Origin of the sequence: Agromyces sp. NPDC058484 (genome assembly GCF_042720415.1) — a bacterium.
Lineage (GTDB): Bacteria > Actinomycetota > Actinomycetes > Actinomycetales > Microbacteriaceae > Agromyces.
This window is the reverse complement of the sequence record NZ_JBHXMP010000019.1, coordinates 1-25,047: the sequence shown is the minus strand read 5'-3', so window position 1 is coordinate 25,047 and position 25,047 is coordinate 1. Positions and strand designations below refer to the sequence as shown.

The window sequence follows — 25,047 nt, the reverse complement described above, 5'->3', positions numbered from 1 at the left end:
CGGCCTACGTCGTCGCGCCGGCCCGGTAGCCGACGCCGCGCACGGTCATCACGATGCGCGGGTTGTCGGGGTCGTGCTCGACCTTCGCGCGGAGCCGCTGCACATGCACGTTCACGAGCCGGGTGTCGGCCTTGTAGTGGTAGCCCCAGACCTGCTCGAGCAGCATCTCGCGGGTGAACACCTGCTGCGGCTTCGAGGCGAGCGTGAGCAGCAGGTCGAACTCGAGCGGGGTGAGGCCGATGCGCTCGTCGCCGCGGCGCACCTCATGTCCGGCCGCGTCGATGGTCAGGTCGCCGATGGCGAGGGTCTCGGCGACAGGATCGGGGGTGGGACGGAGCCTGGTGCGGATGCGCGCCACGAGCTCCTTGGGGTTGAACGGCTTCACGATGTAGTCGTCGGCGCCGGACTCGAGGCCCTTGACCACGTCGGCCGTGTCGGACTTGGCCGTGAGCATGATGATCGGCGTGCCCGATTCGGCCCGGATGCGCCCGCAGACCTCGATGCCGTCGATGCCCGGCAGCATGAGGTCGAGGAGCACGAGGTCGGGCTTCGTCTCGCGGAACGCCGAGAGGGCGCCGGTGCCATCCGCGCAGAACGCCGGATCGAAGCCCTCGGTGCGCAGCACGATGCCGATCATCTCCGCGAGGGCCGTGTCGTCGTCGACGACGAGTACGCGTGGGGTCATCCGTTCGTCTCCGTCTTGGCCGTCGCCGGTGGGCGGCCGATGGCAGTGGCTCCACTGTAGTCGTTCGGAGCCGTGAGCCGGCCGAACGACCGCTGCATGGCGCCTGAGCGATCCGGTGTGCCGCCGACGTCCGCGCCACGTCGCCGGCCATGCGAAATGTGAAAGCATGGGGACATCCCCCGCCGGAAGGAGCGCATGCAGGTGTCCGACCACGACTGGCAGGCGCCAGGCACCGTTCCCGCTGCGCCGAGAGCCACGGATGCCCCGCCTCCCGCCTCAGGCGATGCACCCGCCAGCGCGTACCCTCCGCCGGCCGGTCCCGGCGGGTGGACGCCGCCGCCGAAGCCCGGGCTCCTCCCCCTGCGTCCGCTCGGATTCGGCACCCTGCTCTGGGCTCCGTTCCGCACCCTTCGGCACAACCCCGCCGCGACCTTCGGCAGCGGCCTCGTCGTGCAGCTCGTCTCGGTCGTCGCGACCGCGGCGGTCTTCGTGCCGTTCCTCGCGGTGACGTTCTCACGGCTCGAGAACGCGACGGCGGCCGACACCGACGCGATCCTCTCGGGAACCGTGGGCGGGTTCCTCCTGCTCATGCTCGTGCCTGTGGCCATCTCGGTGGTGGCGGGTGCGTTCCTCCAGGGCGTCATGGTCGTCGAGGTCGCGAGCGGCACGCTGGGCGACAAGCTGGGATTCGGCGCGCTGTGGCGCCGCGCCGCGTCGCGCATCTGGCCGCTCATCGGGTGGACGCTGCTCCTGGCCGCCGCACTCCTCGCGGCGGTCGCGCTCGTCTTCCTCATCGTGCTCGTGGCGGCCTCGTTCGATCCGGTCAGCCTCCTCGTCGGCATCGGCATCGCCGTCGTGCTCGGGCTCGGCCTCCTCGTGCTCGGCGCCTGGCTCGGCGTGAAGCTGTCGCTCGTGCCGAGCGTGATCGTGCTCGAGCATGCCGGGATCCGCACCGCGGTCGGCCGCTCGTGGCGCCTCACCGACGGCTTCTACTGGCGCACGTTCGGCACGCTCCTGCTCGTCGGCTTCGTGCTCAACGCAGCGGCCAACATCGTGGTGCAGCCCGTGTCGCTCGTCGGCACCATCCTCGCAACGATCATCGACCCGACCGGCACCGGCGCCGCGCTCCCGATCCTGATCGGGACGACCGTGGTCACCATGATCCTCTCGCTCCTGATCGGGGCGATCACCGCGGTCGTGCAGGCGGCACTGGTCGCCGTCATCACCATCGACCTGCGGATGCGCAAGGAAGGCCTCGACCTCGAGCTCCAGCGGCACGTCGAACTGCGAGACGCCGGCCGGCCGGTCGGCGACCCGTTCCGTGCACCCGACGTCCCGGCGACGGCCCCCGCGTGAACTCGGGTCCGCTCGGCGGGACACCGCTCGATCCCGACGCACCCGAGGCGCGCCGCTGGCTCCAGGACGAGCTCGCGAAGACCGAATACCAGAACGCCCGGCCCAATGCGTTCGACCTCGCGATGCAGGCCATCCGCGACTGGTTCGTCAGCCTGTTCGAGGGCGCGACCGGCCTGCCGGGGCCACTGCTCACGCTCCTGGGCGTCGTGGTCGTCGCCGTCGTGGTCGTCGTGGGCCTCCTCGTCTTCGGCGTGCCGCGATTGCGCCGGCGCCGTCGGGCCCCCGCGCCGCTCTTCGACGACGCGGATCGACGCGACCTCGAGACGCTCCGCCGAGCTGCCGCGGCGGCTGCTGCGGCCGGCGACTGGCCGCTCGCGATCGAGGAGCGGTTCCGCGCCCTCGCGCGCGGGATGGTCGAACGCGACCTGATCCGGGTGCATCCGGGCACGACGGCACGCGGTGTCGCGGATGCCGCGACCGCGCCGTTCCCCCGCCACGAGCACGCGCTCCGGGCCGCTGCGGCGGACTTCGACGCCGTGCGCTACCTCGGTCGGGCCGGCACGAGCGAGCGCTACGACGCGCTCACCGACCTCGAAGGTGCGCTCGCCCGGGCCGCGCCGGTGACCCAGGTCCCGGCATGACGCTCGTCGCACCTTCGATCACGCCGACCCTGCGCGCCGGGCTCCGGCGGCGGCGAGCCTGGATCGTGATCGCCGCGGCCCTCGTCCTCGGCGCGCTGGTCGTGCTCGTGGTACAGGGCGGCATCCGCGCTCCGGGCGCCGTGCTCGGCGCCGACAACCCTGCGCCGCCCGGTTCCAAGGCGCTCGTCGAGGTGCTCCGCTCGCACGGGATCGACGTGACCCAGGCCCGCGGCATCGACGCCGCCGTCGACGCCGCACAGGGCGGCGCGACCGTGTTCCTCTACGACGAGCTCGCGCTCCTCGACGCAGAACGACTCGACGAGCTCGCGTCGGCAGTCGACCGGCTCGTGGTGGCCGAGCCGGCGTTCGGCACCCTCGAGGTGCTCGCACCCGGAGTGCGCCTCGGCGGCACAGCGACCGGCGCGCTCGACGAGGTCGCGTGCGACGTGGGCGCCGCCGAGCGGGCCGGCGAACTCTCCGACGGGCAGCGGCTCCTCACGGTCGACGACGACGCGCAGGCTGCGGGGTTCACGGGCTGCTTCCGCGACGGCGAGTTCGGCTATGCCGTGGTCTCCGGTCCCGGTCGCGCCGGCGGCGAGCTCACCCTCGTCGCCGCGACCACCGTCTTCACGAACGACCGCATCGACGAGGCCGGCAACGCCGCACTCGCGATCGGCCTGCTCGGGGCATCCGACCGTCTCGTCTGGTACCTTCCGGGGCCCGGAGATGCGGATGCCGCAACGGCGCCGACACTCGCCGAACTCACCCCCGGGTGGGTGAGCCCCGTCATCGTGCTCCTCATCGCCGTGGTCGTCGCCGCCGGCGTCTGGCGGGGGCGCCGGTTCGGCCCGCTCGTCGTCGAGAACCTGCCGGTGCACGTGCCGGCCGGTGAGACGAGCGAGGGGCGGGCGCGCCTGTACGCGCGCAACGCCGCGCGCGGCCATGCCGCCGACCAGCTCCGTATCGGCGCGATCGGGCGCATCGCGGCGCTGCTCAGGCTGCCGCGGTCGTCCGACGTCGACACCCTCGCCGAGGCGGCAGCGGTCGCGACCGGCCGCGATGCGGCATCCGTCGCCCGCCTGCTCGTCGCCGACGTGCCCGCCGGCGACCGCGAGTTCGTCGAGCTCGCCGGCGAGCACGACCGCCTCGAGCGCGACGTGCGAGGCTCGATCCGGCCCGACCGCTCCCTGAGCTCGTCGAAGGGAGCCGTCGCTCCGACGGGCTCAGCGGACGACCCGCGCGCTTCGACAGGCTCAGCGGACGATTCCGACCGCCCGACAGGAAGGCGACCATGACCGACGCGACTCCCGCATCCGATGCGAGCACGACAGCGGCCCCGCCGACTGCGACCTCCGCTGCCGACGCCACGACGACCGCGGCCACCGACGACGAGTTGCGCGCCGCGCTGAACCGCGTGCGCGCCGAGGTCGGCAAGGCCGTCGTCGGCCAGGACGGCGCCGTGACGGGCCTCATCATCGCACTGCTCACGCGCGGCCACGTGCTGCTCGAGGGCGTGCCGGGCGTCGCGAAGACGCTGCTCGCACGCACGCTCAGCCGCACGCTGCAGCTCGACACGCGCCGCCTGCAGTTCACGCCCGACCTCATGCCCGGCGACGTCACCGGCTCGCTCGCGTACGACCCTCGGTCGGGCGAGTTCGCGTTCCGCGAGGGCCCGGTGTTCACGAACATCCTGCTCGCCGACGAGATCAACCGCACGCCGCCGAAGACGCAGTCGGCGCTGCTCGAGGCGATGGAGGAGCGGCAGGTCTCGGCCGACGGCGTCACACGCCCGCTGCCCGACCCGTTCATGGTCGCCGCGACCCAGAACCCCATCGAGTACGAGGGCACCTACAGCCTGCCCGAGGCGCAGCTCGACCGGTTCCTGCTGAAGCTCGTGCTCGACGTGCCCGAGCGCGACGCCGAGGTGACGCTGCTGCGCCGGCACGCCGAGGGATTCGACCCGCACGACCTCGCGGCCGCGGGCGTCACGCCGGTGCTCGAGGCGACCGAGCTCGCCGCGGCGCGTGCGGCGGCGGCATCCATTCGCGTCTCCGACGACGTGCTCGCGTACGTCGTCGATCTCGCCCGGGCCACCAGGCGCAGCCCGTCGATGCGGCTCGGCGTCAGCCCGCGCGCGACGACGGCGCTGCTCGCGGCGGCGAAGGCGTGGGCGTGGCTCACCGGGTACGACTCGCTCACGCCCGACCACGTGCAGGCGATGCTGCTGCCCGTGTGGCGGCACCGCGTGCAGCTGCGGCCCGAGGCCGAGCTCGAGGGCGTGGCGGTCGACGCGGTGCTGCGCGGGGTCGTCCAGCAGGTGCAGGTGCCGCTCTGACATGGCGGTCTCCGGTCGGTTCGTGCTGCTCGTCGCGCTCGGCGTCGTGCCGGTGGTCGTCGCCGGCATGTCGGGCGCGGATGCCGCGTGGCTCGCGCTTCTCGGCTGGCTGTCGTTCGCCGTCGCCGCGGGCGTGCTCGACCTGTCGCTCGCCGCGTCGCCCAGGCAGGTGGCGCTGACCCGCGACCTGCCCGACCGGGTGCGGCTCGGCGAGACCGTGGCGGCCGAGCTCGCGGTGCAGAACCTCGGGTCGCGGATGCTTCGCGCCGTCGTCCGAGACGGCTGGGAGCCGTCGGCCGGGGTCGCCGGTGCCAACCGCACGATGGTGCGCATCCCGCCGGGTGAGCGGCGACGGATGACGCTCGAGCTCACGCCCTGGCGGCGCGGCGATCGGCGCTCTTCGCAGGTCACGCTGCGGGCCGTCGGTCCGCTCGGGCTCTGGGCACGGCAGGCGACGCTCGCCGCGCCCGGACGCGTGCGCGTGCTGCCGCCGTTCCACTCCCGGGCGCACCTGCCGTCGCGGCTCACGCGCCTGCGCGAGCTCGACGGACGCACGCCGCTCCTCATCCGCGGGCAGGGCACCGAGTTCGACTCGATCCGCGAGTACGTGCGCGGCGACGACGTGCGCTCGATCGACTGGCGGGCCACCGCGCGGCACGCGAACCTCGAGATGCCGGGCAGTGCCCGCCTCATGGTGCGCACCTGGCGCCCCGAGCGCGACCGCCGCATCGTCATCGTGGCCGACACCTCGCGCACCGCGGCGGCGCGCATCGCCGACGAGCCGCGGCTCGACACCGCGTGGGAGTCCGCACTGCTGCTCGCGGCGCTCGCGTCGCATGCGGGTGACCGGGTCGACTTCCTCGCGTGGGACCGCCGGCTGCGCGGCCGCGTGCACGGCGCGAGCGGCGCCGAACTGCTCACCCGCATGGTCGACGCGATGGCCGGCATCGATGCCGAGCTCATCGAGGCGGACTGGGCGTCGGTGCCCGGGCAGGTGCGCCAGGTCACGAGCCACCACGCTCTCGTCGTGCTGCTCACCGCAGCCGACTCGCCGGGCAGCGCCCGCGGGCTGCTGTCGGTGCTGCCGCAGCTCACGTCGCGGCACACGGTGGTCGTGGCATCCGTCGCCGACCCGGCCGTGGCCCGGGCCGCTCGTGAGCGCGACTCGCTCGACAGTGCGTACCGGGCGGCGGCCGCCGAGCGCGCACTGCTCGATGGCGAGCGGGTGGCGGCGGCCGTGCGGCGCCTCGGCGCCATCACCGTGACGGCGGCGCCGCACGAACTGCCGCCCGCCCTCGCCGACACCTATCTCGAGCTGAAGGCCGCGGGACGGCTCTGACTTGTCGTCCCCACACCGGCATGTCTTCCCACACCGGCCTGTCTTCCCCACACCGGTTTACATGACATCGCCCGACTTGCATGACGTTGACAACTGGAGACGTCATGCGAACCTGGCCATGTCATGCAAACGGTGGATGCCGCGGCATACGACCCGCGGATGGCCGCGACGAACGACCCGCGGATGGCCGCGACGAACGACCCGCGACTCAGCCGGCCGCGATGCGGCTGGCACCCGCGTCGAACTCGACGAGGTCGCCGGTCTCCCCGGCACGCGCAGCGCGGCCGCCGAGCACGAGCATGTACGCCAGGAAGCCGCCGAGGGCGAGCGCCCCGATGCCGATCTTCACGGGCCACGGCCATGGCGCCGGGGTGACGAAGCCCTCGATCAGCCCCGACACGAACAGGAAGAACACCAGGCCGATCGCCACCGTGAACAGCGACCGAGCGTCTTCGGCGAGCGCGACCCCGCGCGGCCTTGCGCCCGGTGCGACCCACGCCCAGAAGATGCGCAGGCCGGCCGCGGCGGCGACGAACACGCACGTGAGCTCGAGCAGGCCGTGCGGAGCGATGTAGAGGAAGAACGTGTCGGCCTCGTCGTACGCGAACATGACCGCCGCGGTGATGCCGAGGTTCTGCGCGTTCTGCAGGACGACGTACGGCACCCAGACCCCCAGGATGCCGAACGCGACGCACTGCGCGGCAATCCACGCGTTGTTCGTCCAGACCGCGCCGGTGAACGATGCCGCGGGGTTCTCCGAGTAGTAGGCCACGAACCCCTCCTCGGCGAGCTGACGCAACTCCCGCTCGCTGCCGAGCGCGGCGAGCACGCGCGGGTCGCCGCCGATCCACCACGCGTAGAGCGCCGCGACGACGAAGGTGGCGACCGCGACGGCGAGGGTGAGCCAGCGCAGGCGGTAGAGCGCCGCCGGGAGGCTCACGACCGCGAACCGCGTGAACTGCCGCAACGAGTTCTCGGGTGCGCCCGTGAAGCGTAGGCGAGCGTGCGCGAGCGACACCGAGAGGCGATCCCCGAGCGCGGTCGATCCGGCCGTGGTCTGCACGAGCGAGAGGTCGGATGCCGCGCCCTGATACCGCTCGATGAGCTCGTCGGCGGCGGGCCCGTCGAGTCTCCGCGTGCGCGAGAGCACATCGAGCCGCTCCCAGTCGTCATGGCGGGCGGAGGCGAGCGCGTCGAGGTCCATCTGCTTGAATACTACCCATGGCCGACGCGACCGGATCCCCGAGCCGGGCCGCCCGATTCGACGACGAGGGCCTGGTCACCGGCGAGGCCGTGGCCCTCGACCTACGCCCCGCGAGCGCGCTCATCCGCGCGGGCGGCACGGCCATCGACGTGCTGGTCGCGGTGCTGCTCATCGTCGCCCTGCTGCTCTCTTTGGCGGGGCTCTCGGTCGACGAGGCGGCGTTCCGCGCCATCATCGTCGCGGGTGTCGTCGGCTGCATCGTCGTGCTCCCCACCGCCGTCGAGACGGCATCGCGCGGCCGGTCGCTCGGCAAGCTCGCGCTCGGCCTCCGCGTGGTGCGCGACGACGGCGGGGCGATCGGATTCCGGCACGCCTTCATCCGCGCCCTCACCGGCGTCATCGAGATCTACCTGACGTTCGGCGGCCTCGCTGCGCTCGTGGGCTTCCTCAGCCCGTCGTCGAAACGCCTCGGCGATGTCCTCGCGGGCACGCACGCGCAGGTCGAGCGGGTGCCGAGGCTGCCGCAGACCGCGTTCGGCGTGCCGCCCGAGCTCGTCGGCTGGGCCGCGATCGCCGACGTCGCGCGCCTGCCCGATCCGATCGCGCGCCGGGTGGCGTCGTTCTTCGGCAACGTGGAGCACCTGGTGCCCGAGAGCCGTGCCCGCGTCGCGGCATCCCTCGCCGCCGAGGTCGCACCCTTCGTGTCGCCGTTGCCGGATGCCCCGCCCGAGCGCTTCCTCGCGGCCGTCGTCGCCCTGCGCCGCGAGCGCGACCTCACCGCGCTCCGGCTCGAGGGCGCGCGGATGGCCGCGCTCGAGCCGCAGCTCACGGCGAGGCCCGCGGGCTTCCCCGACCGCTGAGCCCCGCGCTCACTGAGCCGTCGATGTGAGCTGGCCGAGTGGGTCCGACCTGTTCGTGTGACCCGATTCGGAAATTGGGGCGCCGCGCCGCACGAGAAGGCGCCATTTACGGCGTGTCGGTTGAATCCCCGAATCCGGCAACAAGCGGATGCGCGCCGCGGCATCCGCCAAGGGTCAGTAGCGGTAGTGGTCGACCTTGTACGGCCCCTCGACCGGCACGCCGATGTAGGCGGCCTGTTCGGGGGTGAGCTCGGTGAGCTCCACGCCGAGGGCATCGAGGTGCAGGCGCGCGACCTTCTCGTCGAGGTGCTTCGGCAGCACGTACACGCCCACGGGGTACGCGTCGGGGCGGGTCCACAGCTCGATCTGCGCGAGCACCTGGTTCGTGAACGAGTTCGACATCACGAACGACGGATGCCCCGTGGCGTTGCCGAGGTTCATGAGCCGCCCCTCGGAGAGCACGAGCACGCTGCGGCCGGTCGGCAGGCGCCACTCGTGCACCTGGGGCTTGATCTCGACGCGTTCGGCGCCCTCGAGCGACTCGAGGCCCGCCATGTCGATCTCGTTGTCGAAGTGGCCGACGTTCGCGACGACCGCGAGGTGCTTGAGGCCGAGCAGGTGCTCGAGGGTCACGACATCCTTGTTGCCGGTGCCCGTGACGAGGATGTCGATCTCGCCGAGCACGGACTCGAGGCGCGAGACCTGGTAGCCGTCCATCGCTGCCTGGAGCGCGCAGATCGGGTCGACCTCGGAGACGATGACGCGGGCCCCCTGCCCACGAAGCGCCTCGGCCGCGCCCTTGCCGACATCGCCGTACCCGGCGACGAACGCCACCTTGCCGCCCATCAGGACGTCGGTAGCCCGGTTCAGGCCGTCAGGCAGCGAGTGCCGGATGCCGTACTTGTTGTCGAACTTCGACTTCGTCACCGAGTCGTTCACGTTGATCGCCGGGAAGAGCAGCTCGCCGTTGGCGTGCAGCTCGTACAGGCGGTGCACGCCGGTGGTGGTCTCCTCGGTGACGCCCTGGATCTCCTCAGCGATGCGGGTCCACCGGTCGGGCGCGAGCTCGAGCGAGCGGCGCAACGTGTCGAGCACGACGCGGAACTCGTGGCTCGCGGCATCCGTCGCCTCGGGAACCTCGCCCGCCGCCTCGAACTCGCGGCCCTGGTGCACGAGCAGGGTGGCGTCGCCGCCGTCGTCGAGGATCATGTTCGGGCCGATCCAGTCGGCACCGGATGCCGCAGCCTCCGCGCTCCAGTCGAAGATGCGGTCGGTGCACCACCAGTACTCCTCGAGCGTCTCGCCCTTCCAGGCGAACACGGGCACGCCCGACGGCTCGTCGACGGTGCCGTCTGGACCGACGACGACGGCGGCGGCGGCCTCGTCCTGCGTGGAGAAGATGTTGCAGCTCGCCCAGCGCACCTGCGCGCCGAGCGCCACGAGGGTCTCGATGAGCACCGCGGTCTGCACCGTCATATGGAGGCTTCCGGCGATGCGCGCGCCCGCGAGCGGCTTGTGCCCGCCGAACTCGGCGCGGAGGGCCATGAGCCCGGGCATCTCGTTCTCGGCGAGGCGGAGCTGGTGGCGGCCGGCCTCGGCGAGCGAGAGGTCGGCGACCTTGTACGGGAGGGCGGATGTCGCGGTGGGGGTGGCGAGCGTCATGCCGACCATTCTCGCAGGCCCACGCCCGGCTGCGCTCCGCGCGCAGTGATCAGCCGCGGATGAGCGCGAGCACCTCGTCGCGCACGGACTCCATCGTCGCGGCATCCGCGCCCTCGACGTTGAGCCGCAGCAGCGGCTCCGTGTTGGACGGGCGCACGTTGAACCACCAGAACGGCTCCGTCTCGGCGGTGATGCCCGTGACCGTGAGCCCGTCGAACTCGTCGAAATCGGCACGGCCGGTGAAGGACTCGACGATGCGCGTGTACGCCGCCGGCACGTCCTCGACCGTCGAGTTGATCTCACCGGACAAGGCGTAGGGCGTGAAGCGCGCCGCGAGCTTCGACAGCGGCTCGTCGTGCGCGCCGTGCTCGGCGAGCACGTGCATCGCTGCGAGCATGCCGTTGTCGGCGCCCCAGAAGTCGCGGAAGTAGTAATGCGCCGAGTGCTCGCCGCCGAAGACCGCCCCGGTCTCGCGCATCCGGTCCTTGATGAGCGAGTGGCCGACGCGCGTGCGCACGGCGGTGGCCCCGGCCTGCTCGATCGTCTCGGGCACGAACTGCGAGGTGATGAGGTTGTGGATCACCGAGATGTCGTCTTCACCGGCTGCGCGCACGCGCTGGATCTCGCGAAGCGCCACGATCGCGGCGACCGCCGACGGGTTCACCGCCCCGCCCTGCTCGTCGACGACGAAGCACCGGTCGGCGTCGCCGTCGAACGCGAGCCCGAGATCGGCGCCGTGCTCGACCACCGCGCGCTGCAGGTCGACGAGGTTCGCGGGCTCGAGCGGATTCGCCTCGTGGTTCGGGAACGTGCCGTCGAGCTCGAAGTACAGCGGCACGAGCTCGAGGGGCAGTGCGGGCAGCCCGGCGGCCGTGCCGAGCACCGCGGGAACCGTGAGACCGCCCATGCCGTTCCCCGCGTCGACGACGACCTTGAGGGGCCGGATGCCGCCGAGCCCGACGAGCGAGCGGAGGTAGGCCGCGTAGTCGGCGAGCACGTCGACCTCGACGATCGAGCCTCGGCGCGCGGCATCCGTGATGCCCTGCTCGAGGTACTCGGCCGCCCGGTCGCGGATCGCCGCGAGACCGGTGTCGAGCGAGATGCCCTGCGCACCGGCGCGCGAGAACTTGATGCCGTTGTAGGCGGCGGGGTTGTGGCTCGCCGTGAACATCGCGGCGGGAGCGTTCATCGAACCCGACGCGAAGTAGCTCTCGTCGGTCGAGCAGAGCCCGATCGACACGACGTCGGCGCCGCGGCGGGTCGCCCCGCGTGCGAACGCGGCCGCGAAGCCGGGCGACGAGTCGCGCATGTCGTGGCCGACGACGACCTTCGCGCCCGCTGCGCCGACCTCGTCGACGAACCCGGCCGCGAGGGCTTCGACGGTCTCGTCGGTGACGCCCTCACCCACGATTCCGCGAACGTCGTAGGCCTTCACGATCTCGTCGAGGCGCGCGCGAGCCTCGGATGGTGCAGCGGGATTCATGCCTTGAAACCTACCCCACCGAGCGAGACGTGCCGGACGACCTGCCACCCCACCGGCGCCGACGTGCGCTCGGCATGACGCGCGCAGAGGTCATAGCCCTGCGGATCACGCGAGACGGCCAGCGGACCGAGCACGGCCATCGCGTCGGCGTAGTCGAACGTGAGCGTCGCGACCGCCTCGGCGGCGCATGCGGTGCGCGAACAACGTCTCATGGCCACACCAGAGTATCGAGGGGGGCGGGCATTGCGGTGGAGGGCAGACACTACGATGGGAAAATGGCCCGATCCCGCCGTGTCGCCACGCCTCGCTCCGCCAGACGGCTCGCCCGAGACAGGCACGGCCGCGGCATGCGCTCGGCGGTCACCGGGCCGCATCTCGAGCCGATCCGCACGCGGCTCGACGACTTCGACTTCACGGTCGCCACGACCGCCGCCTACCTCCGCGGCCTCTGGCCCGAACTCGAGGGCGTCGTGTTCGAGGTCGCGCAGGGCCCCGCCGAGGCGATCCACGGCGACCACATCGACCGGTGGAAGGTCGCGCACGACGAGCGCCGCATCACGTTCTACCGCCTGCCGATCGTGCGGTTCCTGCGCCTGCAGGAGGGCGAGGACCGCGACGAGAAGCTGCTCATCGAGAGCTGCGTGTTCCGGGCCGTCGCCGAGCTCCTCGACAAGGACCCGTGGGAGCTCGCTCCCGGGCGCTACCGGCACCTCTGACGCGCGTCGCTCCCTGAGCTTGTCGAAGGGCGCTTCGACAGGCTCAGCGAACGAGCCTCAGCGCGGGTAGACCGCGATCGGCGAGTCGAGCGGCCCGGGCGGCTGCACGCCGAACGAGGCGAGCTCGTCGTCGCCGGTGAACGACACCGTCGCGTGCAGCCCCGCCGTTCCGCCGAGGATGACGGATGCTCCGCCGTCGAGCGCCACGGACGCCGCACCCGCGGCCGGCACCGAGACGGTGCGCTCCGCGCCGCCGATCGTGAGCGTGACGTCGACGGCCGAGCCGCCGGGGTTGACGAGATGCAGGCTCGGCGACGGCCCATCGGGCACCGCGACGACGGCGGAGTCGAGGAGGGGCGCCGTGGCGACGGTCCATGCGAGATCGGACGGCGCAGCGGCATCCGTCTGCCCCTCCGCTCCGCCGACCGTCGCCCGTGCCGCCGCGACGATCGGCGCGTCGGCCTCGAGGCGGACGGTGTAGACGCCCTGGTCGAGCACGCCGAGCGGCACGTCGGCCACCTGGCCGGGCTGCAGCGACGCCTCGATCGTGGTGCCGCCAGACCCCGACTCGGGCACGACGCCGATCGAGACCTCGACGGGGTCGCCACCGGGCGCGTACAGCCGGACGACGGGGTGGTCGTCGCCGTCGGCGTGGTCTTCGGATGCCGCGACGCCGCCGGACTGCGGCACCACGAGCCCCGGGATCACCTGGGTCGTCGCGGGGGGCGCGGTCGCGCCGGTCAGCTCGACGCCGGCGGGTGCGAGGCCGACCACGACCGAGTGCACGAGGCTCGCGGCGACCGCTCCGCCCGTGCTCGTCACGTGCACGACCGGTGAGCTGAGGCTCGGCGCGAGCCCCGCGAGCGAGATCACGCGCTGCGTGCCGGGCGGCACGATCATGTCGAGCGCGGAGGGCGCCTCCGCCGCGCCCGTCTCGCCGACCACCCGCACGTCGACGGTCGCCGCCACCGCCGTGGGATTCGAGAGCAGCACGAGGCCGCTGCGCCCGAGGTTCGTCGCGCCGGCCACGAGCCACGCATCGGCGACGGCCTCGCCGCACGCCGCCGCGGTGAATCCGGCGAGCGTCTCGGCGGCCACGCCCTGCGACTGCGCACCGGCGAGCATGCCCGCATCGACACCGCCGGGCTCCGCGGCGATGGCGACGGGTGTGCCGTCGTCGACGGCGAACGGGTTGCCCGGTGCGGCGAGCGGCGTCTCCTCGAGTGCCGCGTCGGCCGGTTCGGTGGCGGTCACGATGTCGGCGGCGCCCACGGATGACGCGGTGGTCGCTGCGGCCGGATCCTCGCCGAGCGCCAGCACCGGTCCCGGGCACACCCGTTGCTGACGGCTCTCGGCCGGCTGCACGAGCACCGACGTGGCGGCGGCGCGGTGCTCGGGCCAGGGCACCAGCGCGGCGGCGGCGAGCGCCCCGACCGCGACGGCCGCCACCCCGACGAACGCGAGGGCGCGCCCGCCGGCGCGCAGCAGTCTCCTTCGGTCAACGGCCATCATCGACTCCTTCCGCGGCAGCGGCCTTCGGCCGCGCGTCGGCGTCGGCAGGCGTGTCGTCCGGCGCACCGGCGACGGCGTCGGCCGGCGCGTCGTCCGCATCCGCGGATGCCGCGGCCCCGGCGTCGGCCGCTGCATCCGCGTCGGCGGACTCGGCGGTATCGGCCGGGTCCGCATCGGACGGCTCCGCGGTTCCGGGCGACCCGTCGGCCTCCGCGGGCGGCGCTGCGCCCCGTTCCGCGCGACCTTCGCCACGTCGCACCCGGCGGCTCGGCCGGCGATCGGCCTCGCGTCCGGCGCCGGTGGGGATCGAGAGCAGCACGGCCGCGCCGATGACGATGAGCTGGATCGTCGTGATGACGACGGCGAGAGGGCCGCCGGCGCCGGCCGGGATGCGGGCCGCCGCGGCATCCGGTTCGGCGGCGGAGAACCGCCAGAGCGTGCCGAAGCCCGTCTCGCCGACCGCGACGAGCGCCGCGTTGCCGTCGAGCGCGGTGCGCGCGCGCACCTCGGCCTGCGTGGCCTCGCGGCCGTCGTCGGCGGCCGGCGCGAGCAGCACGAACGCGACGCCGAACTCGCGCACCGCGGCTTCGGGATCGAACCCGCTCCTCGAGGCGAGGTTGCCGGCGACCGTCGCGAGCTCTGCTTCGTCGTCGGTGAGCTCGACGCGGGTCTGGTCGAGGGTCGACTGGTCGTCGAGCGTCTCGCCGGTGCCGTGCTCGAGCCAGGCACGGATGCCGCCGCCCGACTCGGGTTGCATCGTGAGCGTCGTCACCCGCGGGTCGGTATCGGCCTGGGCGATCACGAACGCCGGCAGGCTCCGCTCGGCCGCGGGTGCGAGCGGCACGGCGTCGGTCGCGATCGCGGCCGCCGACGGCACGACGGCGACGAGCGAGATCGCCGCGACCGCCGCGGCGAGGATCGCCCCACCGCGACGGACCGCACCGAGGGCGATCACCGCGGCGAGGATCAGCCCGAGCCACGCGAGACTGAGCCCGGCGCCGGTCCACACGGACACGACCTCGGGGCCCACGACCGCAACCGAGACGTGCGTCGCCGCGACCGCCGTCGCGAACCCGAGCAGTACCGTGCCGAGGGCGAGGAGCGCGCCGCGGAGACGGGGAGTGAGCACCGCAGCGAGCGCCGCGAGCACGAGCGGCACGACGAGGAGCGACGCGACGAGCCTCGGGTCGAGCGAGGTCGTGGCGCGCACGAGCTCGTCCCATCCGCCCCACCCGCCACTCGGCAGGCCGAGGGCGAGCTGCCACACCGACGGCTCCGGGCCGCCGAGCGGGACGCCCGGGTCGGCGAGGAGGGCGAGCGGCGTGCCGCGTCCGACCTGCCAGGCGATAAGCGGGAGCGCGAGGGCGAGCGCGGGGATCGGCAGGCCCGCGAGGCGCGGCGCCGCCCGGCCGCTCAGGGCGAGCGCGACGGCCCAGGCGACGAGGAGCGCGGGGGTGAGGCTCGGCGCCGCGGCGATGACGGCTGCGAACAACAGGGACGCGGTCGCTGCCGCCGCCCACGACGTCGCCGCGCCGAAGACCGCGAAGGCCAGCCAGCCGAGGAGCACATGGGCGATCACCGCGCCCGGACGCCCCTCGGCGAGCGCAGCGAGGAACATCGGCGATGCAGCCCACACCACGGCGGCGAACGCGCGGAGCGATCCGCGGCCGGTGAGACGTGATGCAGCGAACCACATGCCGATTGCGGCGGCCGGCAGCGCGACGAGCCAGAGCAGCACGACCACGAACGACGGCGACCAGAAGGTGAGCGAGCCGAGCACGGCGAGGGCGCCGTTGAACGGGTCGGCCGCACCGACGAATCCCGTGCCGACGTCGCGCCATCCGTATGCGGCGTTGCGCCACAGCTCGGCGAATCCCGAGAGCGGGAGGAGCCCGCCGCCGCCGACCCCGGCCGCTCCGATCAGCCAGGAGAAGAGTGCGACCGAACCGGCTGCGGTCGCCAGCAGCACCCAACCGCCGCCGGTACCGAGGAACTGCAGGTCGTGCGTGCGCCCCCTGGCGCGGGTGCGCCGCTCCTCGGCCGCCGCCTGACGACGTCGTCGCATGTCGTCGGGCTGCATCCGGAGGGGGGCGATCGACGACCAGCCCGTCGTGCGCGACGCCTTCAGGACCCGGCGCGCGCGCGCGACCCGCATCCCCGAGAACATCGTCGCCAGCGCCGCACCGAATTCCCCGGTGATCGCACCGGGCCGTTTCACGAGCAGATCCTTGATCGACCGGAACACCGCGAGCGGAAGGAGGCTCAGCCAGTGCAGCGGCACGACCGGGGCCGGCGCGTACACGAGTCGGCGGTGGAGCTCCGCCGCCCTCGCCGCCCGGGCACGTCGACGCGCCGTGCGGCTCCCGCCGCCGCCGTGTGGGCCCGCCACGCCGTCGGCCGCGAACCGCACCCGCGCCCCGGGGACGACGGCGACCCGGTGACCCGCGAGCCGCGCGCGGATTCCGAAGTCGAGTCCGTCGTCGACGGTCGGCAGCGCCGGGTCGAAACCGTCGAGCGCCTGCCAGACCGTGTGACGCACGAGGATCGCCGCCGGATCGAGCCCGAGCACGTCGCTCGACGCGTCGCGCTGGCCCTGGTCGAGTTCGTCGGCGACCAGCTCGACGCTCCGCCCGAGCCGGGTGACGGTGCGGCCGAGCCCGACAATACGGTCGGATTCGTCCCATTCCATGAGCTTCGGACCGGCCACGGCGACCGACCGGGCCGTCTCGAGCGTCGCGAGCAGTGCGCCGAGCGCTCCCGGCTCGGGGGCCGAGTCCTCGGCGAGCAGCCAGAGCGCGTCGCCATCCGATGCCGGGGTGTCGAGCATGCGCTCGCCGGCCCGCACGGCCTCGCCGAACGACAGGTGCTCCTGCAGTTCGACGACGTGCGTCGCCCCCGCCGCAGCCGTGTGCGCGCGCGCGTCGGCGTCGGGCTCGGTGAGGACGACGACCAGCGCGTCCGGAGTGCGGACCTGCGCACGGATCGCGTCGAGGGTGCGCCTGAGGTGGTCGCCGCCGTGGTGCACGACGAGGATGGCGGTGACTCTGGGGAACATCGGGGACAGCCTAAGCGGGCGTCAGCGCGGCATCGGAATCCGCACGGGCGCGCCATGAAACGAAGCGCCCACGCCAGGTGCCCCGATCGTCGCGCGGGCGGCTGCTGCGGGCGGCTCGCCGTGCGGGCGGCTCGCCGTCCGGTGCGGGCACGTGCGCCCGCACCGGATCGGAACTCAGACCGCGCGCTTGCGGAGCTTGCGCCGCTCGCGCTCGGAGAGGCCGCCCCAGATGCCGAAGCGCTCATCGTTGGCGAGCGCGTACTCGAGGCACTCGCCGCGGACCTCGCACCCGGTGCAGATCTTCTTGGCGTCGCGGGTGGAGCCGCCCTTCTCGGGGAAGAACGCCTCCGGATCGGTCTGCGCACACAGCGCGTCGCTCTGCCATGCCAGCGGATTGTCGTCTCCGGTGCCCGGACGCACGCCGGGAACGCCCAGCCTGACCGGATCGACGAACCAATCGTCAGGTACTCCAGAACGATATTCAGGATTGCCCATATCGTCTCCCACCCAGTTGTACCGACCACCCAGAGGGTGTGTCATGAACAATTACACCGGTGTAGTTCGTGAGAGTCAAGTCGCAGATCGTAAACCCTCGACCACCCGTCGAGGCTTCAACCCGGCCGCGACACGCCGACGGCGTTCCGGAGTCGCGGTGTTCCGATCCGCCGCCCCCGTGCGGGGGACATACGGATCAGCCCTCGGATGCCGCGCGGCGCGCCTCCCACGCGCTCTCGACCATCTGGGCGAGCGAGTGGCGCATCCGCCAGTCGAGGTCGCGCGCGGCGAGCTCGCCCGACGCGACGATGCGGGCGGGGTCCCCCGCGCGCCGCGGGCCGACCTCCGGCGTGAAGTCGATCTCGGTCACGGCCGCGACGGCGCGCATGATCTCGCCCACGGAGACCCCGTCGCCCGAGCCGAGGTTGTACACGGGCTCGATGGCGTCGCCCGCATCCAGCCGACGCGCCGCGACGACATGCGCGGCGGCGAGGTCTGCGACGTGGATGTAGTCGCGCACGCAGGTGCCGTCGGGCGTCGGATAGTCGTCGCCGTTGATGCGCGGCGTGCGCCCCTCGAGCAGCGCGTCGAAGACGAGGGGGAAGAGGTTGTGCGGGCTCGCGTCGAACACCCGGGTGGTGCCCGAGCCGACGACGTTGAAGTAGCGCAGGCTCGTGTGCCGAAGATCGGTTGCGCGGGCCTGGTCGGCGATCAGCCACTCGCCGATGAGCTTCGACTCCCCGTACGGCGATTCCGGATGCTCCGCGGTGCCCTCGGTGACGAGATCGACATCGGGCGTGCCGTACACGGCGGCGCTCGACGAGAACACGATGCGGTCCACGCCCGTGGCCTCCATGGCCGCGAGCAGGGTGACGGTGCCGGTGACGTTCTGCTGGTAGGCATGCAACGGCTGGGTGACGGACACTCCGGCGTACTTGAAACCGGCGAGATGCACGACGCCCCGAACGTCGTAGCGGCCGATCGTGGCTTCGAGCTGGGGCCCGTCGAGGATCGTGCCCTGCACGAACGACGTTCCCGGCGGGAGGAAGCTGCGTCTGCCGGAGGACAGGTCGTCGACGACGACGGTGTCGATGCCCTGTTCCGCGAACGCCCTGACGACGTGGGCGCCGATGTATCCGGCGCCCCCGGTGACCATCCAGCTCATGCTCCCGCCCTCCGCGCGCGGCTCGTCCGCACGCCCACCCCGATCGTAGTGGGGCGGCGCAGGGCGGGAGCGACGGATGCCGCGGGGCCCTGCCGCCGGCTCAGACGAGGCGGGTCGGCAGGTTCTCGGCGTGCCGGTTGCGGTCGCGGATCTCAGGACGCCCGTAGCCGTCGCCGTCGAGACGGAGCACGGTGGCGAGGACGCCCCAGACGGCGAGTCCCGCGATCACGAGGAGAACGATGGTGGTCATGGCAGTAAATGTACCTCTTGCGATATCCTGCCGACAGTGGCAGAGTGGCCACATAACGATCGATTCCTGCCATTCCGGAGGCCCCGTGCTCAACACCATCGCCTGTATCGCCGTCCCGCAGATGGCGCCCTTCGAGTTCGGCGTCATCTGCGAGGTGTTCGGCATCGACCGCACCGACCAGGGCGGGCCCACGTTCGACTTCCACGTCGTGGCCGCCGAGCCCGGACCGATTCCCACGAAGCTCGGCTTCGACGTCGTCGTGCACGAAGACCTCGAGGTCGCACGACGTGCCGACCTCGTGGCCGTGCCGGCCTCGCTCATCGACGAACCCGTCGACCCGCGCATCATCGACGTGATCCGCGACGCCGTGGCGCGTGATGCCTGGGTGCTGAGCGTGTGCTCGGGCGCGTTCACGCTCGGCCGTGCCGGCGTGCTCGCCGGCCGCCGCGCGACCACGCACTGGATGTACACCGATCGACTGGCCGAGATGTTCCCCGACACCGAGGTCGACCCCGACGTGCTCTTCGTGCAAGACGACAAGGTCGTCACGGGCGCGGGCACCGCCGCCGGCATCGACGCGGCCCTGCACATCGTGCGCACCGAACTGGGCGCGAGCGCCGCCAACATCATCGCCCGCCGCATGGTCGTGCCGCCGCAGCGCGACGGCGGGCAGTCGCAGTTCATCCAGACTCCGGTGCCCGAATGCCGCACCGATTCGTTCGCGAAGGTCACCGAGTGGATGCTCGAGCACCTCGACCAGGAGCTCACCGTCGACCTGCTCGCCCGCAAGGCGCTCATGTCGCCGCGCACCTTCGCCCGGCGCTTCCGGGCCGAGACCGGCACCACGCCGAACGCGTGGCTCAATCGTCAACGGCTGCTTCGTGCCCAGCAGCTGCTCGAGGAGACGTCGCTCACTCTCGAGGAGATCGCCCGCGAAACCGGCTTCGGCGCCGCCGCCGTGATGCGGCACCACTTCCTGAAGGTGCTGCAGACCACGCCCACGCAGTACCGACGCGTCTTCGGCCCCCGCGCGGCCGGCTGACCTCGTTGGCTGAGCCCGCCCCGCTCGCTGAACTCGTCGAAGCGAGCCCACCCCGCTCGCCGAGCCCGTCGAAGCGAGCCCACCCCGCTCGCTGAACCCGTCGAAGCGAGCCCACCCCGCACGCTGAGCCCGTCGAAGCGAGCCCACCCCGCTCGCCGAGCCCGTCGAAGCGAGCCCGCCGTGAACCTTTCACTCCTCTGCGCCGCGGCGCGAGTTCGCTCTCCCACGTGACAGCGCCGGCAGTCTCCCGTACTCGCCGTCGATGAGCGCCTGCTTCTTCGCTCGACTCCAGCCTTGCACCTGCTTCTCGCGGGTATACGCGTCATCGACGCGATCCCACGTCTCGCAGTACACGAGTTCCACGGGCCGATGCTTTCGGGTGAAGTTCGCTCCGAGCCCTTCGTTGTGCTGCCAGACGCGCGCTTCGATGTCCTGAGCAGTACTGCCCGTGTAGAAGGCGCCGTTCGAGCAACGGAGTATGTACATCCAAGCCATAGCAGCATTCTGGGGCTCACCCGCTGCACGAGCCCGCTGCTCACGGAATCGCGCGAACAAGCATCTGTGACCGCGGACGTGTTGAGGACGACTTTCGGCAACCAGTCGCGCGAAGCTGGTCATGTTCCCTTCGACAAGCTCAGGGAACGACTGGTCGCTGAGCCTGACGAAGCCCTCGTTTCGACGAGGTTCCCTTCGACAAGCTCAGGGAACGCCACACCGGTTCCCTTCGACAAGCTCAGGGAACGCCACACCGGCTCCCTTCGACAGGCTCCCTTCGACAAGCTCAGGGAACGCCACACCGGCTCCCTTCGACAAGCTCCCTTCGACAAGCTCCCTTCGACAAGCTCAGGGAACGGCAGCGGCGGGCCCGCCCGTCGTCGCCACCCACGCGATCCCGTCGCCCTCGATCGCGAGCTCGCCCTCCTCGGGCGTGACGAAGACCGCCTCGCCGCGGGCCACCGCGGCTTCGCCCCGGGCTCCCCGGATGCGCAGCGCGCCGCCCTCGGCGAGCACGATCGCGGGACCGGCCAGCGCGACGCGGGCTCCGCGGGCTCCCGGCTCGGCGCGGTACAGCACGAAGTCGGGCACGTCGGGACGGAACGCCACCACGCCGGCCCCGACAGGCTCGGCCGCGAGGTGCGGCGGCGCGATCGGCGTGAAGTCGAGCACGTCGAGCAGTTCGGTCACGTCGATGTGCTTCGGCGTGAGCCCGCCGCGCAGCACGTTGTCGCTCGCCGCCATGAGCTCGATCCCGAGCCCGTCGAGGTAGGCGTGGATGTTGCCGGCCGCGAGGTAGAGCGCCTCGCCGCGGCGCAGCCTCACCCGGTTCAGCAGGAGGGAGATGACGATGCCGGGGTCGCCGGGGTACGCCTCGGCGAGCACGCCGACGGTCTCGAACGAGAGCGCGTACGCGGAGTTCCGGGCGAGGTCGGATGCCGCGAGCGCCGTCACGCGTTCGGTGACCCACGCGGCCTCCCCCGTGTCGCCGCCGCGCCCGTCGCGGAGCAGCCACTCCACGGTGTCGCGGAGGGGGTCGGGGCCGGCGAGGCGGGACTCGAGCAGGTCGAGCGCGCCCGGCTCGGGCGTTTCGGTCGCGGCATCCGCTGATCGCAGCACCTCGAGGATGCCGCGCACCTCGCGCTGCGGACGGAACCCCGAGAGCGCATCGAACGTCTCGCTCAGCGCGACGATGAGCTCGGGCTTGTGGAACCGGTCGCGGTAGTTGCGGTCGTAGGCGCCGATCGGCACCCCGTCGGCCTCCTCGCGCGCGAACCCCGCGCGGGCCTGCTCGGGCGTCGGGTGCGCCTGCAGCGAGAGCGGCGCGGCGGCCGCGAGGAGCTTCAGGAGGAACGGGAGGCGCGCGCCGCGGGAGGCGAGCTCCTCGCCGAGCGCACGCGCCGGCTCGGCCGCGATCCACTCCGCGAGGTCGGCGTATCCGACGGATGCCGCATCGGCGAGCTTCGCCGGCGATCCCGCGTGCGCGCCGAGCCAGAGCTCTGCCTCGGGCGCGCCCGTCGGCGCCGTGCCGCGGAACTCGGCGATCGCCGTCGCCGACCCCCACGCGTAGTCCCGTGGAGTGTTGCCGATCGCCACGAACATCCTCGATGACCCCTTCCCTGAGTAGGGTCCAAACTACCGCGCGGGGGCGCTTCGACGGGCTCAGCGAGCACGGCCGCGATAGCCTTGCACCCATGACCCCCGGCCGACGCCGCGCCCTCATCGGTGCGTACGCGACGTTCGCGCTCTTCACGGTGCTCGCCGGCCAGTTCTGGCGGAACCTCCTCGGCTGGTGGGGGTTCGGGGCGGTCGTCCTCGTCGTGGTCGGCGGCGGGATCGCCCTCATCGTCGCCGAGCGGCCGGCGTGGCGGTGGCGCCGCATCCCGAAGTCGACCCTCGCGTTCCTGCTGATCGCGACGCTGTCGCTCGCCTGGTCGTTCTACCCGGCGGCGTCGATGCTCGGGCTCACCATCACGTTCGTGACCACATTGGTCGCCGTGGCACTCGCGCTGTGCCTCAGCTGGACGCGGATCGTGCGCCATCTCGCGGGGGCGATCAAGTGGGTGCTCGGGCTGTCGCTCGTCTTCGAGCTCTGGGTCGCGATCTTCGTGCGCGGCCCGGTGCTGCCGCTCTTCCCCGACTTCGACGTCGACGGCGAACTGCCGGACGCCTTCTTCTGGTCGCGCGGGCTGCTGTTCTCGGGCGGTCCCATCGAGGGCATCGTCGCCAGCCGCAACCTGCTCGGCATGGTGGCGCTCCTCGGGCTCATCGTGTTCGGTGCGCTGCTCGCGGCTGGCAGCGTGCGCCGGGCCCAGGGCATCGGCTGGCTCGTCGTGTCGGGCGTCGTGATGCTCCTCACCCGGTCGGCGACCGTCATCCTCGTCGGGGCGCTGGTGGCCGTCGCGTTGGGCTTCGTGGTCTGGGCGCGGCGGGTCGGGCCCGATCGCCGGCGCGGCGTGTACTGGGCGGCCGCTGGTGCGCTCGTGGCATCCGTCACCCTGCTCGTCGTGTTCTGGGGTGCGCTGCTCGACCTCTTCGGCAAGAGCGAGGACGTCACCGGCCGGTTCGACATCTGGGAGGCCGTCACCGGCCTCGCGCTGGAGCGTCCGTGGTTCGGCTGGGGGTGGATCGGGTACTGGCAGCCGTGGGTCGAGCCGTTCGACGGGCTCGCCGTGCGCAACGGCGTCGAATACCTGCAGGCGCACAACGCCTGGCTCGACGTGTGGATGCAGGTGGGCGTCGTCGGGCTCATCGCGTTCGCGTCGATCGTCATCGGCGCGCTCTGGCGCTCGTGGTTCCTCGCCGTCGACCGGCCGAAGGATGAGCAGGGCCGGCCGCTCCCCCACTCCGCGGCGTCGCTCGTGCCGCTCCTTCTGCTCGTCGCGCTCATCGGCCAGAGCCTCGCAGAGAGTCGCATCCTCGTCGAGAGCGGCTGGCTGCTGCTCGTCGCGATCGCCTGGTCGACGAAGCAGCGGCAGTGGGCGCCCGAGCCGCTGCCCGCCGAGCCGCCGCCGGTGCCGGCGTCGCGCAAGCCGCCCGAGTTCCCTGAGCCCGTCGAAGGGAACCCCGCCCGCTTCGACAAGCTCAGCGAACGCGGGTTCCCTGAGCCCGTCGAAGGGAACCCCGCCCGCTTCGACAAGCTCAGCGAACAATGATCGCTCCCCAGACGATGAACGCACTCCGCGAATTCGCAGGCTCGGCTCGTTTCGCACAGGCGGTCACCCTCGTCGCGATCGGGTTCGCGTTCTCCACGCACGCGCTGAGGAGCGTGCTCGGCTGGCCCGGCCTGCTCGCCGCGCTGGCCGGCCTGCTCGCGCTCTGCGGCGTCTCGCTCGTCGCACGCTGGCGCGCCGTCGAATGGTACGGCATCCTGCCGATCACGATCCTCGTGTTCGTAGGGTGGTGCGCGGCATCCGTGCTCTGGAGCCACACCCCCGGCATCAGCGCCGCCCGGGTGCTCTACCTCGTCGCGTTCGCCTTCATCGGCGTGTACGTCGCGCTCATGCGCGACACGATCCAGATCGTGCGGGCGTTCGGCGACGTGATGCGGCTGCTGCTCGGCGTCTCGCTCGCGCTCGAGGTGCTCTCGGGCATCCTGCTCGACCTGCCCATCGTCTTCCTCGGCATCCAGGGAGACCTCGTCGAGCTCGGCCCGATCCAGGGCGTCTTCGGCACGCGGAACCTGCTGGGGTTCATCGCCCTCATCGCCCTGCTCACGTTCGTCGTGGAGTGGCGCACCCGCATCGTGCCGCGCGGCCTGGCCATCGCGTCGATGGTGCTCGCGTCGCTCTGCCTGGTGCTGTCGGGATCGCCCACGACGTTGACGGCGCTCGGCGCCTCCCTCGTGGCTCTCGCCGCGCTCTTCGGGCTGCGGCACGCGGCTCCGGCCACCCGGTGGCGGTGGCAGATCGCACTGCTCGCCTCGTCGGTCGTGGTCGTGGTGCTCGCGTGGATCTTCCGCATCCGCATCATCGAGCTCCTCGACGCCCGCGGCGAGTTCGACGTGCGCCTCGATGTGTGGCGCGAGCTCTCCCGGTACCTGAACCAGAACCCGCTGCAGGGCTGGGGCTGGGTCGGTCCCTGGCCGGATGCCGCGCCCTATGTCTGGATCGAGTTCGCCACCGATCGCGAGCACGCGTCGGCCCTGAGCGCCTACATCGACGCGTACTTCCAAGTGGGCGTGATCGGGGCGATCATGTTCGTCGCGCTCGTCGGCGTCGCCCTGGTGCGCGCCTGGCTCCTGGCATCGACCCGCCGGAGCGTCGTGTACGTGTGGCCGGCGCTGATGCTCGTGGTCGTCGCGGTGACGTCGTTCGCCGAGAGCTTCGCGCTCACCGAGGGCGGCTGGATGCTGCTCGTCGTCTGCGCCGTCAAGGCCGCGCGCGACATGAGCTGGCGGGACGCGCTCGCGGCCGGGCGGCCGCCCGTGCAGAGCGAGCAGCTCTGAGGTTCGGTCGCTGAGCTGGGCGAAGCGGCCGTCGAGGATCGGGCGCCCCGCGACCTGACGCGGGTCGCGTTGGCTCGAGTCCGGGGCGATGCCGGCGGTCGCCGGGGTGTGCGCTGACGCCGAGTCCCGGATTTGTGCGGCGCATCCCGCAGAAACCCGGGACTCGCGAGAAGCGTGGGCCATGTGCTACTCCAAACCACCGGAGAGCCCCGCGAGTCCCGTATTTCCGCGGCTCCATCCGCAGAAACACGGGACTCGCGAGAAGCGTGGGCCACGTGCCGTCCTATGCCACCGTGGAGATTCCC

The 25,047-nt window shown here is 72.4% G+C and carries 22 protein-coding genes; 10 read left to right on the top strand and 12 right to left on the bottom strand.

Features of this window, described 5'->3' with window-relative positions:
* Positions 1 to 4: 4 nt before the first annotated feature.
* A complete protein-coding gene (gene mtrA, locus ACFWN7_RS14760; RefSeq protein ID WP_376939589.1) occupies positions 5 to 685 on the bottom strand; it encodes an MtrAB system response regulator MtrA in 681 nt (226 codons plus the stop codon).
* Between the two features lie 195 nt (positions 686 to 880).
* Here mtrA and ACFWN7_RS14755 point away from each other — a divergent pair, with 195 nt between their 5' ends.
* The 5 genes from ACFWN7_RS14755 to ACFWN7_RS14735 are packed head-to-tail and all read left to right on the top strand — an operon-like array spanning position 881 to position 6,356.
* Positions 881 to 2,041 (top strand): hypothetical protein, encoded by a 1,161-nt coding sequence (locus ACFWN7_RS14755; protein WP_376939588.1) that lies wholly within the window; start codon positions 881 to 883, stop codon positions 2,039 to 2,041.
* A complete protein-coding gene (locus tag ACFWN7_RS14750; RefSeq protein ID WP_376939587.1) occupies positions 2,038 to 2,682 on the top strand; it encodes a DUF4129 domain-containing protein in 645 nt (214 codons plus the stop codon). The genes ACFWN7_RS14755 and ACFWN7_RS14750 overlap by 4 nt, the downstream gene beginning before the upstream one ends.
* Positions 2,679 to 3,977, top strand: a complete 1,299-nt coding sequence (locus ACFWN7_RS14745; protein WP_376939586.1) for a DUF4350 domain-containing protein — start codon at positions 2,679 to 2,681, stop codon at positions 3,975 to 3,977. The genes ACFWN7_RS14750 and ACFWN7_RS14745 overlap by 4 nt, the downstream gene beginning before the upstream one ends.
* The gene (locus tag ACFWN7_RS14740) at positions 3,974 to 5,017 is read left to right on the top strand and encodes an AAA family ATPase (RefSeq protein ID WP_376939585.1); all 1,044 of its coding nucleotides are present in this window, start codon (positions 3,974 to 3,976) and stop codon (positions 5,015 to 5,017) included. The genes ACFWN7_RS14745 and ACFWN7_RS14740 overlap by 4 nt, the downstream gene beginning before the upstream one ends.
* A 1-nt stretch (position 5,018) precedes the next feature.
* Positions 5,019 to 6,356: a DUF58 domain-containing protein gene (locus ACFWN7_RS14735; protein WP_376939584.1), complete on the top strand. Its 1,338-nt coding sequence runs from the start codon at positions 5,019 to 5,021 to the stop codon at positions 6,354 to 6,356.
* Positions 6,357 to 6,564: 208 nt separating this feature from the next.
* Here ACFWN7_RS14735 and ACFWN7_RS14730 read toward each other — a convergent pair whose 3' ends face one another.
* Complete coding sequence (locus tag ACFWN7_RS14730) at positions 6,565 to 7,560, bottom strand: stage II sporulation protein M (protein WP_376939583.1); 996 nt, start codon at positions 7,558 to 7,560, stop codon at positions 6,565 to 6,567.
* 17 nt (positions 7,561 to 7,577) lie between these two features.
* Between ACFWN7_RS14730 and ACFWN7_RS14725 the strand changes: the two genes are divergently transcribed.
* The gene (locus tag ACFWN7_RS14725) at positions 7,578 to 8,420 is read left to right on the top strand and encodes an RDD family protein (protein ID WP_376939582.1); all 843 of its coding nucleotides are present in this window, start codon (positions 7,578 to 7,580) and stop codon (positions 8,418 to 8,420) included.
* 174 nt (positions 8,421 to 8,594) lie between these two features.
* Here the strand turns inward: ACFWN7_RS14725 and ahcY are convergent, their stop codons facing one another.
* Genes ahcY through ACFWN7_RS14710 form a run of 3 tightly spaced genes read right to left on the bottom strand, consistent with a single transcriptional unit; the run spans position 8,595 to position 11,777 of the window.
* The gene (gene ahcY / locus ACFWN7_RS14720) at positions 8,595 to 10,082 is read right to left on the bottom strand and encodes an adenosylhomocysteinase (RefSeq protein ID WP_376939581.1); all 1,488 of its coding nucleotides are present in this window, start codon (positions 10,080 to 10,082) and stop codon (positions 8,595 to 8,597) included.
* A 49-nt stretch (positions 10,083 to 10,131) separates the two neighbouring features.
* Positions 10,132 to 11,565 carry a phosphomannomutase/phosphoglucomutase gene (locus ACFWN7_RS14715; RefSeq protein WP_376939579.1) on the bottom strand — a complete coding sequence of 478 codons (1,434 nt, stop codon included), beginning with the start codon at positions 11,563 to 11,565 and terminating at the stop codon, positions 10,132 to 10,134.
* Positions 11,562 to 11,777, bottom strand: a complete 216-nt coding sequence (locus ACFWN7_RS14710; RefSeq protein WP_376939577.1) for a DUF3499 family protein — start codon at positions 11,775 to 11,777, stop codon at positions 11,562 to 11,564. The genes ACFWN7_RS14715 and ACFWN7_RS14710 overlap by 4 nt, the downstream gene beginning before the upstream one ends.
* A gap of 63 nt (positions 11,778 to 11,840) precedes the next feature.
* Between ACFWN7_RS14710 and ACFWN7_RS14705 the strand changes: the two genes are divergently transcribed.
* Positions 11,841 to 12,281, top strand: a complete 441-nt coding sequence (locus ACFWN7_RS14705; protein WP_376939576.1) for a hypothetical protein — start codon at positions 11,841 to 11,843, stop codon at positions 12,279 to 12,281.
* Positions 12,282 to 12,338: 57 nt separating this feature from the next.
* Here ACFWN7_RS14705 and ACFWN7_RS14700 read toward each other — a convergent pair whose 3' ends face one another.
* The 5 genes from ACFWN7_RS14700 to ACFWN7_RS14680 form a co-directional block, all read right to left on the bottom strand.
* A complete protein-coding gene (locus tag ACFWN7_RS14700) occupies positions 12,339 to 13,790 on the bottom strand; it encodes a DUF5719 family protein (protein ID WP_376939574.1) in 1,452 nt (483 codons plus the stop codon).
* Positions 13,780 to 16,848 carry a glycosyltransferase family 2 protein gene (locus tag ACFWN7_RS14695; protein ID WP_376939573.1) on the bottom strand — a complete coding sequence of 1,023 codons (3,069 nt, stop codon included), beginning with the start codon at positions 16,846 to 16,848 and terminating at the stop codon, positions 13,780 to 13,782. Before ACFWN7_RS14695 ends, ACFWN7_RS14700 begins: the two co-directional genes overlap by 11 nt.
* Positions 16,849 to 17,022: 174 nt before the next feature.
* Complete coding sequence (locus tag ACFWN7_RS14690) at positions 17,023 to 17,343, bottom strand: WhiB family transcriptional regulator (RefSeq protein ID WP_376939655.1); 321 nt, start codon at positions 17,341 to 17,343, stop codon at positions 17,023 to 17,025.
* 196 nt (positions 17,344 to 17,539) lie between these two features.
* The gene (gene galE / locus ACFWN7_RS14685; protein WP_376939572.1) at positions 17,540 to 18,508 is read right to left on the bottom strand and encodes a UDP-glucose 4-epimerase GalE; all 969 of its coding nucleotides are present in this window, start codon (positions 18,506 to 18,508) and stop codon (positions 17,540 to 17,542) included.
* A gap of 100 nt (positions 18,509 to 18,608) precedes the next feature.
* A complete protein-coding gene (locus tag ACFWN7_RS14680) occupies positions 18,609 to 18,758 on the bottom strand; it encodes a hypothetical protein (protein WP_376939571.1) in 150 nt (49 codons plus the stop codon).
* Between the two features lie 85 nt (positions 18,759 to 18,843).
* On the opposite strand from ACFWN7_RS14680, the gene ACFWN7_RS14675 reads away from it, so the two are divergent.
* Positions 18,844 to 19,800 carry a GlxA family transcriptional regulator gene (locus ACFWN7_RS14675; RefSeq protein ID WP_376939569.1) on the top strand — a complete coding sequence of 319 codons (957 nt, stop codon included), beginning with the start codon at positions 18,844 to 18,846 and terminating at the stop codon, positions 19,798 to 19,800.
* 189 nt (positions 19,801 to 19,989) lie between these two features.
* Here ACFWN7_RS14675 and ACFWN7_RS14670 read toward each other — a convergent pair whose 3' ends face one another.
* Positions 19,990 to 20,295, bottom strand: coding sequence for a GIY-YIG nuclease family protein (locus ACFWN7_RS14670; protein ID WP_376939568.1), 306 nt, complete (start codon positions 20,293 to 20,295; stop codon positions 19,990 to 19,992).
* Positions 20,296 to 20,643: 348 nt separating this feature from the next.
* Complete coding sequence (gene manA / locus ACFWN7_RS14665) at positions 20,644 to 21,897, bottom strand: mannose-6-phosphate isomerase, class I (RefSeq protein WP_376939567.1); 1,254 nt, start codon at positions 21,895 to 21,897, stop codon at positions 20,644 to 20,646.
* A 92-nt stretch (positions 21,898 to 21,989) separates the two neighbouring features.
* Between manA and ACFWN7_RS14660 the strand changes: the two genes are divergently transcribed.
* Together ACFWN7_RS14660 and ACFWN7_RS14655 are read left to right on the top strand one after the other, a co-directional pair.
* Positions 21,990 to 23,450, top strand: a complete 1,461-nt coding sequence (locus ACFWN7_RS14660) for an O-antigen ligase family protein (RefSeq protein ID WP_376939566.1) — start codon at positions 21,990 to 21,992, stop codon at positions 23,448 to 23,450.
* Positions 23,451 to 23,464: 14 nt separating this feature from the next.
* A complete protein-coding gene (locus ACFWN7_RS14655; RefSeq protein ID WP_376939565.1) occupies positions 23,465 to 24,742 on the top strand; it encodes an O-antigen ligase family protein in 1,278 nt (425 codons plus the stop codon).
* Positions 24,743 to 25,047: the final 305 nt, after the last annotated feature.

Bases quoted from the DNA above. Each gene is read 5' to 3' on its own strand.
- ACFWN7_RS14705 (WP_376939576.1), top strand. From the start codon at position 11,841: ATGGCCCGATCCCGCCGTGTCGCCACGCCTCGCTCCGCCAGACGGCTC.
- ACFWN7_RS14725 (WP_376939582.1), top strand. From the start codon at position 7,578: ATGGCCGACGCGACCGGATCCCCGAGCCGGGCCGCCCGATTCGACGAC.
- ACFWN7_RS14745 (WP_376939586.1), top strand. From the start codon at position 2,679: ATGACGCTCGTCGCACCTTCGATCACGCCGACCCTGCGCGCCGGGCTC.
- ahcY (WP_376939581.1), bottom strand. From the start codon at position 10,082: ATGACGCTCGCCACCCCCACCGCGACATCCGCCCTCCCGTACAAGGTC.
- ACFWN7_RS14735 (WP_376939584.1), top strand. From the start codon at position 5,019: ATGGCGGTCTCCGGTCGGTTCGTGCTGCTCGTCGCGCTCGGCGTCGTG.
- ACFWN7_RS14695 (WP_376939573.1), bottom strand. From the start codon at position 16,848: ATGTTCCCCAGAGTCACCGCCATCCTCGTCGTGCACCACGGCGGCGAC.
- mtrA (WP_376939589.1), bottom strand. From the start codon at position 685: ATGACCCCACGCGTACTCGTCGTCGACGACGACACGGCCCTCGCGGAG.
- manA (WP_376939567.1), bottom strand. From the start codon at position 21,897: ATGTTCGTGGCGATCGGCAACACTCCACGGGACTACGCGTGGGGGTCG.
- ACFWN7_RS14670 (WP_376939568.1), bottom strand. From the start codon at position 20,295: ATGGCTTGGATGTACATACTCCGTTGCTCGAACGGCGCCTTCTACACG.
- galE (WP_376939572.1), bottom strand. From the start codon at position 18,508: ATGAGCTGGATGGTCACCGGGGGCGCCGGATACATCGGCGCCCACGTC.
- ACFWN7_RS14755 (WP_376939588.1), top strand. From the start codon at position 881: ATGCAGGTGTCCGACCACGACTGGCAGGCGCCAGGCACCGTTCCCGCT.
- ACFWN7_RS14740 (WP_376939585.1), top strand. From the start codon at position 3,974: ATGACCGACGCGACTCCCGCATCCGATGCGAGCACGACAGCGGCCCCG.
- ACFWN7_RS14700 (WP_376939574.1), bottom strand. From the start codon at position 13,790: ATGGCCGTTGACCGAAGGAGACTGCTGCGCGCCGGCGGGCGCGCCCTC.
- ACFWN7_RS14690 (WP_376939655.1), bottom strand. From the start codon at position 17,343: ATGGGCAATCCTGAATATCGTTCTGGAGTACCTGACGATTGGTTCGTC.
- ACFWN7_RS14660 (WP_376939566.1), top strand. From the start codon at position 21,990: ATGACCCCCGGCCGACGCCGCGCCCTCATCGGTGCGTACGCGACGTTC.
- ACFWN7_RS14730 (WP_376939583.1), bottom strand. From the start codon at position 7,560: ATGGACCTCGACGCGCTCGCCTCCGCCCGCCATGACGACTGGGAGCGG.
- ACFWN7_RS14710 (WP_376939577.1), bottom strand. From the start codon at position 11,777: ATGAGACGTTGTTCGCGCACCGCATGCGCCGCCGAGGCGGTCGCGACG.
- ACFWN7_RS14655 (WP_376939565.1), top strand. From the start codon at position 23,465: ATGAACGCACTCCGCGAATTCGCAGGCTCGGCTCGTTTCGCACAGGCG.
- ACFWN7_RS14715 (WP_376939579.1), bottom strand. From the start codon at position 11,565: ATGAATCCCGCTGCACCATCCGAGGCTCGCGCGCGCCTCGACGAGATC.
- ACFWN7_RS14680 (WP_376939571.1), bottom strand. From the start codon at position 18,758: ATGACCACCATCGTTCTCCTCGTGATCGCGGGACTCGCCGTCTGGGGC.